The sequence below is a fragment of the Candidatus Cloacimonadota bacterium genome (genome assembly GCA_011372345.1).
Taxonomy (GTDB): domain Bacteria; phylum Cloacimonadota; class Cloacimonadia; order Cloacimonadales; family TCS61; genus DRTC01.
The window spans coordinates 1-16,531 of the sequence record DRTC01000059.1; the positions used below are offsets into that span (position 1 = coordinate 1).

The following is a 16,531-nucleotide window of genomic DNA, read 5'->3' on the forward strand; positions in this document are numbered from 1 at the left end:
GATGAACATATTTCAAAGCAATTATTGAATATTCATCTTAATCCAGACATTGATCTTGCAAGTAGAAAACTATCAACAATAAATAAAACTGCTAACTGGATTCTAAGTACACAAAAAGAAAACTGTAAATTAGATATTCTTGATTTGGGGTGTGGTCCTGGTTTGTATTCTGAAATTTTTGCAAAAAAAGGACACAATGTAACAGGAATCGATATTTCGAAACATTCAATTGAATATGCGAAAAAATCTGCAATTGATCAAAAGCTAAATATTTCTTATCAAAATGCAAACTATCTAAATATCGATTTAGAAGCAGACAAATACGATTTAGTTGTTTTAATTTATACTGACTTTGGAGTTTTGGATCCAAAAGAAAGAGATAAACTTTTGAGTCTGATTTATCGAGTTCTTAAAAAAGGTGGTACTTTCATTTTTGATGTCCTTAAAGACAACGAATTAGAAAAACGAATATCTCCAAAAAACTGGGAAGCAGTAGAAAGTGGATTTTGGAGTGCTTCTCCATACATCGCATTATCAGAGTCATTCTTATATGAATCAAGCAAAGTGATTTTGTTTCAACATATCATTGCCGATTCAAATGAAAACATTGAAACTTATCGATTTTGGACACATTTCTTTTCTCAAAATGATATTATAAAAATCTTAAAACCACATAAATTTACTAACATTAATTTTAGAGTAGATATTCTCCCAAAAGAAGATTTATGGAGTGGTGATAATGTTATATTTAGTTTGTGCTCTAAAAGTTGAAAGAGTTTAAAATAAATGCCATGTAACAAGCGTGTCGTTGTTCAGGTTCATTGGTGGTTTTGTCCTGAACCTTACGGTTCAGGATTTAGGTTGTTTGATTACGATTGGAATCATTATTATTCCGCCGCACACACAAAACTTAATCCTATTTCGTGATCAACATCTTCTCTTCATTTTTTTAATACAACAGAGATCTCATTAGGTACGCAAACGATCGGGAAAGTATCATTCAATCCTTGCTGCTCGAATCATAATCTGTCTGCTGTAATCTTTAGAAATCTCTGCCAGATAATATTTTATTGACACAGAACAACATTATTCAGTTTTTGCGATAGAAAATACTTAAAAAAGAGGTACAATGAGTTTACTCGATAAAGTAAGAGATTTTACAGCGGCGAGAGAAGTCATAGCTTTAGGACATTATCCGTATTTCCGGGTGATCAGTTCCGAGCAGGATACGGAAGTTATGATGAATGGAAAAAAAATGCTGATGCTTGGCTCGAACAGTTATCTCGGACTGACCAATCATCCGCGAATTATTGAAGCAGCCAAAAAAGCAACCGACAAATATGGAACAGGTTGTGCAGGTTCTCGCTTCTTGAACGGAACTCTCGATATTCATATAGAACTGGAACACGAATTGGCTAAACTGGTTGGAAAAGAAGCATCACTCGCCTTCGCAGCCGGATATATGGCAAATCTCGGAGCGATTTCATCCATGGTCGAGCGGGGAGAATTTATTGTTACAGACAAATTTGATCATGCTTCGATTTTGGATGGCTGTATGCTTTCCATGGGAAAAATGGTTCGCTTTAATCATAATAATATGAAACATCTGGAAACTGTTCTAAAAAATAAAGTTGCCGGAAAAGGTGCCTTGATCGTTGTTGATGGTATTTTCAGTATGGAAGGTGATATTGCTGATATTCCAAATATTTGTAAATTGGCGAAAAAATATAATGTCAGCGTTATGGTCGATGAAGCTCATTCTCTTGGAGTTATGCATAAAACCGGAGCTGGAGCAACTATGCATTTTGGATGCTCTGATGATGTCGAACTGATCATGGGAACTTTCAGTAAATCACTGGCTTCTGTTGGCGGATTTATTGCCGGATCAGAAGATGTCATCCATTATATGAAGCATCATGCTCGTCCTTTGATCTTCAGTGCTTCTCTTCCACCAGCATCGGCAGCTACGGTTTTGGAAGCTCTGAAAATTATGAAAGAAGAACCGGAACGGATCGATCATCTCTGGGAAAACACGCATTACATGGCAGAGAATTTCAAAAATATGGGTTATAATACCGGAAGTTCCTGCACTCCGGTCATACCTCTTCATGTCGGTGATATGATGAACTCCTTCAAGATGTGGAAACAACTCGACGATGAGGGTGTATTTATCAATCCGGTTGTTCCGCCTGCTGTTCCCCCTAACGATACGCTGATCAGAACAAGTTTTATGGCAACTCATACCAGGAAGCAGTTAGACTTTGCTTTGGAAAAATTTGAAAAGATCGGGAAGAATGTGGGGATAATATAGATAAATCAAGTTTCAAAGTAATATAGAACCGCATCGCAAAAAAATAAATGGTTAAAACCGTTTGCCCTTTTTTTGAATCTCATTCTCACAAATAAATTTGAGAGTTTCTCTTATGACCTCCTTAATATACATTATTCGTGCATTATTCGTGAAAATCTGTGCTAATCCGTGAACAAAAAAGATTTGGATTCTCTCTGCGTCTTTCTCGTTCTCTGCGGTGAAAAAACTTTTTTTAAAATCCCACATTATTTAGGAATAATTCTTGCATTAATACAGAACAGAAATATTTTATAGTGTCAAAGAAGGAGGAAGAATGAAAAGGATTTTCTTTATAACACTGTTTCTGTTTACATTTGTTTCTGTCATGGCTGTCCACCAAAGTAACACTAATGCTCAAATTGTTGCTGAAAATTTCCTGAATAATAAAATTCAAAGCTCTAATATTATCGAAAATTATATGATCGAGGAAAATGATCAAACGATTGCTTATATATTTAATCTCAAACCAAAAGGTTTTATCGCGGTCTCATCTGATAATGATGTCTATCCAATAATCGCTTATTCATTTAAAAATAAACTTTTTATGGAAGATGGAGAAGACAATCTTATTTACAGGATGATCAAAGAGGATGTTTCTAAAAGAATAAAATATTATGCTGTTAATCGAGAAGAAGCTGTTCAGAATCAGCAGATCTGGAGAAATTTCCTGAACAGTGAAATTGGCAGCAGGGATTTCCTGCAATATCCTTCCGCCGGTTCGACTCCAACCGACGGTTGGGTCGAAACGCAATGGAATCAATCCGGAGTTTATAATGATTTCTGTCCGCTTGATAACAGCGGAGAACGGTCTGTTGTTGGTTGTGTTGCAACTGCAATGGCAATGATCATCGATTTTCATGGATATGCAGGCAATATCTCGTTCAATAATTCCGATAATTATTATTCGGGAAGCGGCGGACACATCGATAATGATCATGAAGAAAGGGATTTTCCATCCTTTCCTGAATTAAACATTTATCTCGATAACATGGTCGAACATTATGAAAATGGAGAAATGTTGACCGGTACTGATTTAGCTGCTTTGAATTTTGCCTGTGGAATTTCAGTTGAGATGTGGTACAGTTCCGGTGGTTCTGGTGCCTACACTTCTAATGTTGCTCAGGCATTACTGAATAAATTCGGTTTCGATTCTGCAACCTGGATTGATAATGATGATCAATCTTTTTATAACCAGTTATCTAATGAAATGATGAACATGCGACCTGCGGAAATGTCTATTTATACAGCAGGTTGGAACAATGGTCATGCTATTATCTGCGATGGATATAACACTGACGATTACTATCATTTGAATTATGGTTGGGGAACTTCCAACAGCACTTGCTGGTATCTTCTGCCTTCCGGAATGCCGAGTAATTATTCGATCATTGGTGGTGCTGTGATGAACATTGAAGGTGGTTCCGTTCCTGTAACAACTCAAGGTGTTGTTAATGTTCCCGGTGTTTCTCCGATTGGAACTCATATTATATTGGAAGGACCGAGATTTTATGAAGTGTTTGTAACAGAACAAAGCGGTGATTTTGAGATTCTCGCAGTTGAGGAAGGAACTTACCAGGCAACTGCAACTCTGGGTGATGGTCGTCTTTATTATGAATCAAAAGATGTAAACATTGATGAAAACAACCATTTTATTACTTTCAATTTAGGAAATTACGAAGCCGTAACCGGTACAATCAATGCTCCGGTTTCTGCTGAAAATTGCTTTATTACGCTTTCTCAAAACGGAGAAATTGTTCATACCGGAATTGCTGATGCAAACGGTGAATTTTCCATTCCTGATGTTTTGCCCGGAAATTATACTGCTTCTGCCAGTTTGGATGGGAATTACTTTGAACAAAAAGAAGTTGAGATCATGCTTACAGAACAATCATTCGACTTTAACCTGACGGAATTTCCCGGAAATTTTTCTCTTTCTTATGCTGGCTCTGCTGATGAAATTTTCAGTTTGATCCCCGAATATTCCTTAACCTGTGCAATCCTGGTGACTGAAGAAGAACTTTCCGAACATACAAATGATGTAATTTCCAAAATAAGATTCAAGTGTCCCATAAATTCAGCTCAAGGTGAGATCTTTGCTCAAGTCTGGAATGGAAATGATCTGCTTTCCGAAAAACAGGTTGAGAATTTTTCTACCGGCGAATGGAAAGAAATAATTTTAAATAATTATATTCCGATTGAATCAGGTAATCAGTACTATGTCGGCTATAAAATTGTCTCGGAAACAAGTGATATTGTCTTTATCGATGAAGGTCCGAGAATTCAAGGAAAAGGTGCCTTTCTGCGAACAAACTCCTGGATCGAATTCCCTGCGCTTTTTGATTATAATTTCTGCATTGATGCGGTTTTGGTTTCTCAAGATTATGGCATGATCTCCGGAAATGTTGAACTTAACGGAGGTGACGGCAATATTTCCGATGTGATTGTGAGTTCATATTTTTATCATGCTCATCCTGATAATTCAGGTTTTTATGAATTTTATCTTAAACCGGGAAATCACAACATTCAGGCATCTCTGAGAGATTATGCAATTTCTAATATCGAAGGAATTTCCCTTGATGATCAACAAATAATCGAGAATCAAAATTTTGTCCTCGAATATTTTCCCACAGGAATCGAAAATAATGATGCCAATATTTCTGTAAATTCTCTGCATGGAAATTATCCTAATCCGTTCCAATCTTCGACAAATATTTCCTTTTCTTGCCACAGAGACGCAGAGAACACAGAGAACACAGAGATTTTAATTTATAATATTAAAGGTCAGATAATAAAACAATTGCCAATCGAAAATCGTCAATCGACAATTATTTGGGATGGAACAAATGAATTTGGTCATCGAGTTTCCAGCGGAATTTATCTTTATAAATTGATCATCGATGACAAGTTGGTTTCAACTAGAAAAATGATGTTATTAAAATAAAAATTATATTTGCCGCTGATTTTCACTGATTTGAACGGATAGGTAAAATTTCTTATCCGGATTCATCTGTAAAAATCCGTGAGCAAAAAAGGTGGAATTATGAAAAGAACAATTTTATTAGTACTTTTAGCGATGATGTTAACGCTTCTTGCGGGAGAATTTCAGAACTTAAATACAGCAAGACAGGTTATGGAAAATTTTATCAATTATTCGGCAAAAGAATATGCTTCCTTAAACTCATATCCAATTTCCGATGAAAGAGGAACAGTCGCTTATATTTTTAATCTTAAACCTGACGGATTCGTTGCTGTCAGTGCTGATAACGATTTTTATCCGGTGATCGCATATTCTTTTAAAAATCAACTTTTTGAAAAGGATAAAGATGAAAATATTCTCTATCAAATGATCAAAGATGATCTTAATTTGAGAATGGAATATTATCAGATCGATAATCGGGAAGTTCAGGAAAATCATCAAATCTGGAATGAATTTCTAAACGGAAAAAGAAGAGACCGAGATTTTCAGCAATGGCCTCCGGAAGGAACAACTCAAACTGACGGCTGGATCGAAAAAAGATGGAATCAAAGCGGAGTTTACAAGGCTTTTTGTCCGCTTGATAATAACAATCACCGATCAGTTGTCGGTTGTGTGGCAACTGCGATGTCAATGATCCTGGATTATCATGAATATATCGGTGATGTCTCGTTTAACAATAACGATGACTATTATTCCGGTTATGAATGGCCCTATATTTATATTGATAATGATCACGATGATAGAGATTTTCCTTCCTTTCCCGAACTAAATAATTATCTCGATGATCTGAAAATTCACTATCAAAACGGTTCTGTTCTAACTGATAATGATAAAGCTGCGATCTGTTTTGCAGCGGGTGTATCGACTCACATGAATTATGACTCCAATGGTTCCGGAACTCAAGTAAGTTATGTCGATAATGCTCTTATCAATAAGTTCGGATATGATGATGCTGATTGCGTTGAATGGGGATCTTACAATTATATCGAGAGATTACAGGATAATATGACTCATGGAAGACCTGTAGAATTTGCTATTTTTACTTCCGGATTTAATAACGGACATGCAATTAATGGTGATGGTTACAACACTGATAATTTTTATCACCTTAATTTTGGTTGGGGTTCTTCAAATAGTTCTTGTTGGTACTTATTACCAACCGGAATGCCGAACAGTTATTCCATAATTACGGATACAATTCTGGATATTGAAGGTGGTGATGCTCCCATCGAAGAAGTTTATGGTTATGTAAATATGAATGGAGCATCTCCTGTGGGAACATATATTACCCTGGAAGGTGAGAATTTCCATGAATGTTATGTCAATGATGTGAACGGAACATTCCAGATCCCGGCTGTTTGGGAAGGAACTTACCAGGCAACTGCAGTCTTGGAAGAAGATAGATTCTATTATGCTCAAACCGAAGTTTATTTGAGCGAGGGAACTAATTTCATCCAGTTTGATATGGGCAATTTTGAATCTTTAGCAGGAACTGTTACTGCTCCGATAAGTCCGGAAAATTGCCAGATCCGAGTATATCAGGATGGAGAATTGATGAGTTCCGGAGCAGCAGATGCTGATGGTAATTTCTCGATTCCTAGTGTTCTTCCCGGTGAATATTTTGCCACCGCTAGTTTAGCGGGAAATTATTTTGATTCCCAAAATGTCACGATCACGGTTGATAATCAAATTATCGATTTTGTTTTGGAAGAATATTCCGGAGATGTTGCTTATACATATTCCGGGTATCCCGCAGGAATCTGGAACTTAGTTCCCAATTATACAATGAGTTGTGCTATTCTTTTAACAGAAGAGGAACTTTCCGGATTGGAGGGAGATGTCTTCTCCAAAGTCAGGTTCAAAGCTCCGATCAATCCTGCAGATGGTGAACTTTACGGTCAGATCTGGAAAGGAAATGATCTTGTTTCTGAAATTGAGGTTGAAGATTTTACTGCCGGAGAATGGGTAGAAGTTATCCTGGAAACCTTTGCTGCAGTAGATATTACCGAGCAGTATTATGTGGGCTACAAAATTCATACCTTAACCGGAGATCTTGCTTATCATGATGCCGGACCAAGAGTTGCAGGAAAAGGTGCGTTTATGAGAACCGGCGGTTGGACTGAACTGGCAGCAAGCCTAGATTATAATTTCTGCATCGAAGCTGTGATTATTTCGCAAAACTTCGGCACGATCAGCGGTTCTGTTGATCTGAATGAAGGAAACGGAAATATTATTGATGTTGCCGTCAAAGCTGATAATTATATGTCTCATCCTGATGCTGATGGAAATTATGTCCTTTATGCAAAATCAGGAACTTATGACCTATATGCTTCCTTGCTGAATTACGATCCTGATCAGATTAACGGGATTTCATTAAGCAATGGTGACACACTTGAAAACCAGGATTTTACTTTAAATTATAATGTTTCAGCAGATGATGAATTCACCGAAACATCTTTAACGAGATTAATCGGAAATTACCCGAATCCTTTTAGCTCTCAAACTACAATTTCTTTTAATCTTACCCCAGAGAGCGGAGAGAACGCAGAGATAGAAATTTACAACATTAAAGGTGAGAAAGTAAGAGTTTTGGAGTGTTTCAATTCTGTTGAAACAAAAGCGACGGAGTCGCTTTACTCCATATCCTGGGATGGAAAAGATAAGGAAGGACGAGATGTTTCTGCCGGAGTTTATCTCTATAAATTGAAACATGGCAGTAGATATTCTTCTACTAAAAAAATGATCCTGATGAAGTAAGAGAAGCATGAAGAGTTTCTTCATTTAGAAGTAAGAGAAGCATGAAGAGTTTCTTCATTTAGAAGTAAGAGAAGCATGAGGAGTTTCTTCATTTAGAAGTAAGAGAAGCAAGGAGAATTTCTTCATTTAGAAGTATTGAGAGGGTTCGATGCAAGAATTCCACAATACTTCATGATGAAGTAATCTTATGACACCTTGCGAATGGTTGTGATACTTCTTGCTTTTCTCGACCTTCGCAATGGTTTTTGATAAATGGTTTTTGATAGTTATATTTAAAATAAACCTTCGATCTGAAATATCAGATTGAAGGTTTTTTAAGAAAAATATTAATTCTATTCTTTCCGATACTCCCTTGCCTTAAGTATATTTTCAGCACTTCCATTTCAGAAAGGTTAGTGTCAGTCGAAATAATCGCTTTGCAGCTTTTACATTCGGATACTTGAAGAAGCATAATTTCCATAATCTGAAAAGAAAAATTAAAAAGTTTGATATCAAGTTTCTTTAAAAACTATTTGACTCCCAAAGGCATTTTTTAATATTCATTTTTTGATTTTGTGAAAGGAATTTTAAAAGAAGTGAGAGAGGAGATCGTGGATTCGGAAAAGAAGAAAATATTGATCGTTGAAGATGAAAAAATCATAGCCCGTCACATTCACAGAACTTTGGTTGGTTTGGGATATGAAGTTTCCGATATTGTCTCCAGCGGTGAGGAGGCTGTGGAAAAAGCCGGAAGTAATCCTCCGGATCTGATCCTTACCGATATTATGCTGGAAGGTCAAATGAGCGGGATCGAAGCAGCAGATATTATCAGGACTAATTTGAGAATTCCGGTTATTTATCTAACTGCTTATACAGACGAGAAAATTATTCAAGAAGCAAAAATTGCCGAGCCTTTTGGATATATTCTTAAACCCTTTGAAGAAAGAGAACTTCATGCGACTATTGAAATGGCATTTTATCGGAAAAAAGTTGAAAGAGAACTTCGGGAAAGTGAAAGGAAATATCGAACTCTTGTAGAAAAGATTGAAGAGGGAATCTGCGTTGTTGATGAAAAGGAAAATCTTACTTTTGTGAATCCTGCTACTGCTGAAATATTCGGTTGTGAGGTTAAAGAACTGATTGGAAGAAATTTACAGGACTTTACAACTCCTGACGAATTCAAGAACATTTTGGATCAGACTAAAATTAGAAGAAGAGGTGAAACAAGTAAATATGAAATGAAGATCATCCGGAAAGATGGTCAAGAGCGGATAATTGAAGTTACAGCAAGTCCGATGTTCGAGAAAGAACTTTTTTTTGGATCTTTTGGAATTTTGGTCGATGTCACCGATACGATCCAAACAAAGAAAACTTTACAGGAACTGAAAAAAGCTGTTGAAACTATGCATCTCGGTGTAACGATAACCGATATGGATAGAAAAATAATTTATTCCAATCCTGCTGACGCAAAAATGCATGGCTATGAAGTTAAAGATTTGATCGGGAAAGATGTTAAGATGTTTGCTCCTCCCAATCTGAGAAAAAGTATGTCTCTTGAGCATGTAAAGAAATGGAAGGGTTTGATCAGAGAAAGCGTAAATATCCGTCAGGATGGATCAACTTTCCCGGTAAGGTTGATAACCGATATTGTTAAAGTAGGAGATGAACCGATAGCAATGGTTACGACTTGTGAAGACATCACAGAACAGAAAGAAGCAGAAAATGAAAAAGGCAGAATTCAAGCGCAGCTGTTGCAGGCTCAAAAGATGGAAATTGTAGGACAACTTGCTGGAGGGATTGCTCACGATTTTAATAATCTTTTGACTGTTATCAATGGTTATTCGGGTACGATATTATCTAAAATATCAAAGACAGATCAATTTTATGATAGTATCTTGAACATTAATAAATGCGGGATAAAAGCAGCAAACTTAACAAAACAACTCCTTGCTTTTTCAAGGAAGGAGATAATAAAACCGAGATCACTAAACCTCAATAAAATTATACTCGATGTTGAAAATATGATCAGAGGTCTGATCGGTGAGAATGTTAATCTTATAAGTTATCTTGAAGTGAATATTAAAGATATTAAAGCAGATCCGGGTCAGATTGAACAAATTTTATCAAACCTGGTTTTAAATGCCCGGGATGCAATCTCAGAAAATGGAAATATAGAAATACATACTGATTTATTGAACCTTAATGAACCTTTTTCTACAACTTTTGGAACAATTCCACCCGGAGAATATGTGGTTTTATCTGTAAAAGATAATGGCTGTGGAATGAACGAAGAAATTTTGCATCATCTTTTTGAGCCTTTTTATACTACTAAAGAACCCGGTAAAGGAACAGGTTTGGGTTTATCAACTGTATTTGGGATCGTTAAGCAAAATAATGGTTATATATTTGTCGAAAGTGAACCAGGTAAAGGATCGAACTTTAAAATATATTTCCCCGGTTTGAAAAAAGAAGAGAAATTCGAGGAAGAAATCGGTGATGAAAGCAAACTCCCCAAAGGAGATGAGACCATTCTGCTGGTGGAAGATCAACCCAATGTGCGGGAGTTTATATGTTCAATTTTAGAAGAATTCGGATATAATGTTTTAGAAGCTGCTGATGGTTTGGAAGCATTGGAATATGCAAAAAAATATGCTAATCCTGTTCAACTTTTGATAACCGATGTTCGAATGCCCAAAATGAATGGCTTCAAGCTTGCTGAAAATATTATCAAGATATATCCGAAAATCAGAATCCTATATGTTTCCGGATACACTGAAGATAAAGAGATCAAAAAGGGAATGGAAGGATTTTTCGCAGGATTTCTAAAAAAACCTTTTTCCTTTTCCGAACTGGTTACTAAAGTTAGAGAAATTTTAGATCAAAAGAGTTCTGCTTATTAGGATTTCAATACTCGGAGTAAAGTAATCGTGTTATATTTTGAATCGTCGGCTATTCATCATTTCCAGAAAGCGACTGTGTCGCATAACATTTACACGGTTAATGTACTCCAAAATTAGGAGAATAAATGAAAAGAAAGAAAGCTGGTCTTGAAAAAAGGATCTTTATTTCATTTTTCGTTATTTCACTTTTACTTGTGCTTTTCTTAACAATCCTGCAATGGATAATTGCCAAAAATATCATCAAGCAATATGAAAATGAAAAGATATTAAAACCACTGTCATTTATTAAATTAGCACAAACTGAATTTAAAGAAGGTAGCCTTGATCTTCTCAACTCGATTACAGATGATAAAGAAATTGTTAATAGTATCCTTGATCTTGATTCCTTGAAAATATCTAAAAGAATAACTCCTTATTTATCTAATCCTAAAGCAGGTCATATTGTTATTTATAATCACGAGAATGATCTGATCTATGGAACAGAATGGGATTTGATTGAAAAATATGTTAATAAAATGTTCCAGCTTTTATATGTTAATGATTTCGGTTCTTTTATCGCTAATTTCGGTAATAAACTCTATCAAATATCTTATTTCTCTTTTTATGAGGATGATGAGAAAGAAAAATTTATCGGTATCGTAGTAAATGTTGAATCCATCAACAGGCAGTCTTTTCATTTGGAGCAATATAATGAGGTAGTCTTGATTCCCAATTCCGAAGAACTCCGGAAAGACCTGTTTCCTGACAATTTTTCTAATTTGGTCGATAATATTTCAAACAAAATAGGTAAAATGATCGATGAGGATAAAGAAGAATCGATTTTTCGTTTGAATACGGAAATTGCTTCCGGAATATATATCAATTATGATCTAAATGGAGAACCTTCTGCTTTTTTCATAATTCCTTTTAACAGGAATTTCAACCAGTTCGTACAGCAAAGCATTTTGTTTTTCTTAATAATTATTTTGGGAATTACTCTGATCGCAATCGTTTTGATCGGCACCTGGTTCAAGCAGACAATACTGCATCCAATAAAAGAAATTCGTGACAGAATGCAGGATGTTGCCAAAAATCCTTCTATTATCGAGCCGATAGAGATCAGGTATTATGGTAAAATCGGAGATATTGTAGAGAAGTTGGAAAACAAGTATTCAGGTGTTCTCGGTGATATGATCGAGACTTTCAATATGATGAATAAAGCTTTAGCAGAATATAGCAGTTCTCATAAAGGATACAAATTTTTAGTTGAACATCTGAATTCCGGGATTTTCTGGTTGGATTCGGAATACAAGATCATTTTATGCAATCCCAGTTTCAGAGAATTATTGGAAATATCAGAAACAGATAAAGTTCTCGGAGTCAGCTTGATTGAATTTCTGCATTTCAGTCCCCGTATTTTAGAAAAGGCAAAGACTGAAGCGATTACGATTTCCAGTGTAAGAGTTAAGATCAAAGATAAAGTGAAATACTTGATATTCAATGTCAGACCTGTTGAAGATAAATCCGGAACCAGGCTGGTGGGAAGTATCGCAGATATTACAAAAGAGGTTACTGAAAGAAAGGCTCGTGAAGCTCTGGAACTGGAATTGATAAAAAGCAATAAATTAGCTGAAATCGGGAGAAGAGTAGAAGGGATCATTCATAATTTGAATTCACCTCTAAATTCGATCCTCGGTTATGCTCAGTTGTTGAAAAAGGAATTTTCCAGACATAAAGATCTGGAAAAAATACTGGAAGCCGGAAAGGTCATTTCTCATTATGTAAAAGTGTTACAAACAAAGATCAGGAAAGATGATGTTTATATGACTCACCCTATCAACATCAATGAATTGATTGAGCAGGAATTGGAACTTTGCACTCACAATCTTTTTTTCAAGCATTATGTCATTCTCGAGAAGAATCTTGATCCTGAACTTCCTGAAATATTAGCAGTTTTTGGTGATATCAGTTTATGTGTGGCAAATTTATTAAACAACGCTATAGAATCTTTAAAAGACAGTCCTGAAAAATATATCCGAGTGAGAACATATCAGACAAGTGAGTTGGTCGCCATAGAAATAGAGGATACCGGTTCCGGTATTGAAGAAAAGAATTTGGATAAGATATTCGAACCATATTTTACGACTAAAAAACATAAAGATGCAATTGGATTTGGTTTAGGATTAGCAATTGGTAAAAATATCACTGAAAAATATAATGGTAGGATAGAAGTTAAATCTATTATTGGACATGGAAGCACATTTACAATATTTCTACCATTCGGAAAATAATTTTTTATAGTTTGAGGAGAAAATGAGTAAACAGAAATTTTTTTCGGAATATTCTCAAAAACGGGCAAAAATCTTGATCGTTGATGATGAACAGGATGCACTTGATATTTTCAGCAGGCAATTAAAAGATGATTATGATATTGATACTGCTACTTCTGCAACTTCAGCTCTGGAAAAGCTCAAAAAAAATAATTATCATATAACCATGACCGATGTTGTTATGCCGGGTATAGATGGGATCGAACTCATGCAGGAGATCAAAAAACAATGGCCTCATATTTCAGTTGTAGTTATCAGTGGAAAAGCATCGATTGAAATGGCAGTTAAAGCAATGAAACTGGGAGCAGAGGATTTTATTGAGAAACCTGTGGAAGATCTTGAACTCTTAAAATTGATGATCGAAAAAATTCTCAAATCAAAATGGCAGGTTGAAGAAATTAAAAGATTAAGAAACATTCTTGCTCACGGTTTTGATAGAACCAATATTGTCGGGAATAGTCTTGTCATCCAGAAGATCATGGAAAAGGTTAAAGTTATCGCACCCCTTGATACAACCGTCCTGATAACCGGTGAAACAGGTGTGGGTAAAGAGCTTTTTGCGGAATTAATTTACAGAAACAGCAAAAGAAAAGATAAGAAATTTGTCGCACTTAATTGCGGTGGAATTCCAGAAAATCTATTAGAGAGTATGCTTTTTGGTCATAAGAAGGGAGCATTCACAGATGCGATCAGAGACAAGATAGGATATTTTCAGGAAGCTGATGGAGGAACTCTTTTTCTCGATGAGATCACGGAAACTTCACCTTCTTTTCAAATTAAAATGCTCAGAGTATTGGAAAAAGGTGTTATTCGTCAGGTTGGAGGAGACAAAGATATCGAGGTTGATGTCAGGATAATTACAGCTACAAACAAACTCATTGAAGAAGAGATCGAAGCTAAAAACTTTAGGGAGGATCTCTATTACAGATTGAATATTATTAATATAAAAATACCTCCTTTGCGAGAAAGGGTAGAAGATATAAAAATACTGGCAAATGCTTTTATGAATGAATTTTCAGAAAAACATGGAAAACAGAATTTAACAATTTCCGAACCGGCAATGTCTATCCTTCTCGCAAATGAATGGAAAGGTAATGTCAGAGAACTGAAAAATGCGATCGAACATGCAGTGGCTCTTTGTTCTCATACAAAAATTATGCCGGAAGATTTACCTGATAATATTTTTCAGGATAATATCAATTTGGTTGATCCTTTACAGAATTATCTCAATCTACCGTTTAATCATGCAAAAGAAAATTTTGAAAAAAAATATATCGAAGAACTGTTAGTCAAGCATAAAGGAGATGTTACCAAAGTTGCAACTATCTCAAAAATAAAAAGACAAAATCTTTATGAAAAGTTTAAAAAATATGATATCGACTTAAAAAAATTCAGGATATAAAGAAATTTTGTAAATCAGGCATTTTAATATTGTTTTTGATAAATCATTTTTGATTGGTATGGTTATTGCAGTGTTTTTATTATGGTGGGGCAGAATTTTTGGAATAAAAGGAGTTGATCATGGGAACACAGCAAATCCTTTTAATAGTTATTGGCGTCATAGTTGTTGGAGTATCAGTATCTGTTGGGATAACTATGTTCAACAATCAGTCCTCCGGTTCCAATCGTCAGGCAATAATAACTGATCTAAATACTTTTGCCGGGAATGCGTTAGCATATTATAAAGCTCCTTCCAGTTTCGGAGGAGGTTCTCGTTCCTGGAGCGATATCGACAAACTTGGACTCTGGATAGGTCATAATTATGATTCTGCTACTGATTCCTTATCAAATGAAAATGGTGAGTATGGTCTTTCATATGCAGGTGATAATCTGACTATTGTCGGAATTGGAAGGGAAGTGGGAAGAGATGGAACGAACAAAGTGAAGGCAACCATGGTCGTAACAGGTCAATCAGGAAACCTGAGTGTTACGGTGAATAACTGATCATATTTTAGCTAAAAATAATCAATAAGAAATTATATTAACTCATATTTCGCAACGAAGATAACAGCTACAATTCTGATTTTTTGAAGCTTTACATAATTCAATTATAGTAATATCAGAACACCTGACCTCATAGATTTTATTATGACACCATTTTTCAGAAAGCATCATTTTATGAAAATACATAATCAAACATTAACCATCGAATTTATTCGATGGAGAAAATGAGACTCGACATGAATTACCGACTTCAGCCGGAAGATGAACTGAATGAATTCAGAAGTGAGTTGTAGTTACCAAACCTGCCATTCACTGAAGTGAATGGTTAATTTTTGTCTAATATTACCTGAATTTCGGATATCTTTTATGTTTTCTCAAATTTATTTTGTGCTTATATAACGATTTATAGAATTCAAAATTAAATCATCAAATAATCAAATTTTCAAATTCATAAATGAGAATAAAATTTATTAGAAGTAATATTCCTTTAATATCAAAACTACATCATAGTTTTTAAATCAGGTTTGTTTTGTCATAATTTTATGACATTATCCTTAAGAGTGTAATATTTTTATGACAGATTTGACAGAATTAACCAATATCCTAAACTGAAAATCTATAAAACACACTAGGAAAAACTTTTAAACAACAACCTATCTGTTTGAAATCTAAAGAGATAAGAATAGATTTAAAATTCATAAATATGATTTGGCACAGTGATTGCTTAATTAATGGCGTGTCGCATAGAGTGAAAAAAAAGAAAAACTTATTTCTAAAAAAAAAGGAGGAGAAATGGGAACACAACAAATCTTGCTCATAGTATTGAGCGTAATTATCGTAGGAATTGCTGTAGCTGTTGGTATTTCAATGTTTAACAGCCAGGCAGTGAATGCAAATCGTCAGGCAATCGTTGCCGATATTAACAATTTCGGAGCTCAGGCAATGGCTTATTTCAGAAGTCCGGCAAGCCACGGAGGTGGAGCTGGTACATTTGTCGTTGACGAAGTTGGTCAGTGGTTAGGATATAATTATAATGCAACTGCTGACTCACTTTATACTGAGAATGGTGAATTTGGTTTAACTACGGATGGTGCAGTTTTAACAATTGTGGGTGTAGGAACCGAAACAGGAAATGATGGAACAAATCCAGTTAAAGCAACTGCTACTGTTACCGGAGCAACAGGAGCGATTTCTACAACCATCGACAACTAATAAAAACGCGGATTCAACAAAAGGGAGGGAGACAATACAGGTCTCCCTTTTTTTAACTAAACGGAATTCGGAGAATAGAATTATTTCCTGATAATATTAAGCA

At 35.3% G+C, this 16,531-nt stretch carries 9 protein-coding genes; all 9 read left to right on the forward strand.

The annotated features are described in order from the left end of the window. The coding region (locus ENL20_01025) for a class I SAM-dependent methyltransferase (GenBank protein ID HHE37142.1) at nt 1-771 on the forward strand (771 nt) is incomplete at its 5' end. 358 nt (nt 772-1,129) lie between these two features. Further along, nucleotides 1,130-2,311: a pyridoxal phosphate-dependent aminotransferase family protein gene (locus ENL20_01030; protein HHE37143.1), complete on the forward strand. Its 1,182-nt coding sequence runs from the start codon at nt 1,130-1,132 to the stop codon at nt 2,309-2,311. 313 nt (nt 2,312-2,624) lie between these two features. Beyond that, entirely contained in the window at nt 2,625-5,291 is a 2,667-nt protein-coding gene (locus tag ENL20_01035) for a T9SS type A sorting domain-containing protein (GenBank protein HHE37144.1), read from the forward strand. Between the two features lie 99 nt (nt 5,292-5,390). Then, a complete protein-coding gene (locus ENL20_01040) occupies nt 5,391-8,084 on the forward strand; it encodes a T9SS type A sorting domain-containing protein (protein ID HHE37145.1) in 2,694 nt (897 codons plus the stop codon). A gap of 554 nt (nt 8,085-8,638) precedes the next feature. Further along, a complete protein-coding gene (locus ENL20_01045) occupies nt 8,639-10,963 on the forward strand; it encodes a hybrid sensor histidine kinase/response regulator (protein ID HHE37146.1) in 2,325 nt (774 codons plus the stop codon). Between the two features lie 125 nt (nt 10,964-11,088). Continuing rightward, nucleotides 11,089-13,233, forward strand: coding sequence for a GHKL domain-containing protein (locus ENL20_01050; protein ID HHE37147.1), 2,145 nt, complete (start codon nt 11,089-11,091; stop codon nt 13,231-13,233). 22 nt (nt 13,234-13,255) lie between these two features. Next, nucleotides 13,256-14,674 carry a sigma-54-dependent Fis family transcriptional regulator gene (locus ENL20_01055; protein ID HHE37148.1) on the forward strand — a complete coding sequence of 473 codons (1,419 nt, stop codon included), beginning with the start codon at nt 13,256-13,258 and terminating at the stop codon, nt 14,672-14,674. A gap of 119 nt (nt 14,675-14,793) precedes the next feature. Further along, nucleotides 14,794-15,216 (forward strand): hypothetical protein, encoded by a 423-nt coding sequence (locus ENL20_01060; protein ID HHE37149.1) that lies wholly within the window; start codon nt 14,794-14,796, stop codon nt 15,214-15,216. 792 nt (nt 15,217-16,008) lie between these two features. Then, nucleotides 16,009-16,428, forward strand: coding sequence for a hypothetical protein (locus ENL20_01065; protein HHE37150.1), 420 nt, complete (start codon nt 16,009-16,011; stop codon nt 16,426-16,428). Nucleotides 16,429-16,531 lie beyond the last annotated feature (103 nt).

Excerpts from the sequence above, each read along its gene's own strand:
- ENL20_01030 (HHE37143.1), top strand. The coding sequence starts at position 1,130 with ATGAGTTTACTCGATAAAGTAAGAGATTTTACAGCGGCGAGAGAAGTC.
- ENL20_01035 (HHE37144.1), top strand. The coding sequence starts at position 2,625 with ATGAAAAGGATTTTCTTTATAACACTGTTTCTGTTTACATTTGTTTCT.
- ENL20_01040 (HHE37145.1), top strand. The coding sequence starts at position 5,391 with ATGAAAAGAACAATTTTATTAGTACTTTTAGCGATGATGTTAACGCTT.
- ENL20_01050 (HHE37147.1), top strand. The coding sequence starts at position 11,089 with ATGAAAAGAAAGAAAGCTGGTCTTGAAAAAAGGATCTTTATTTCATTT.
- ENL20_01055 (HHE37148.1), top strand. The coding sequence starts at position 13,256 with ATGAGTAAACAGAAATTTTTTTCGGAATATTCTCAAAAACGGGCAAAA.
- ENL20_01060 (HHE37149.1), top strand. The coding sequence starts at position 14,794 with ATGGGAACACAGCAAATCCTTTTAATAGTTATTGGCGTCATAGTTGTT.
- ENL20_01065 (HHE37150.1), top strand. The coding sequence starts at position 16,009 with ATGGGAACACAACAAATCTTGCTCATAGTATTGAGCGTAATTATCGTA.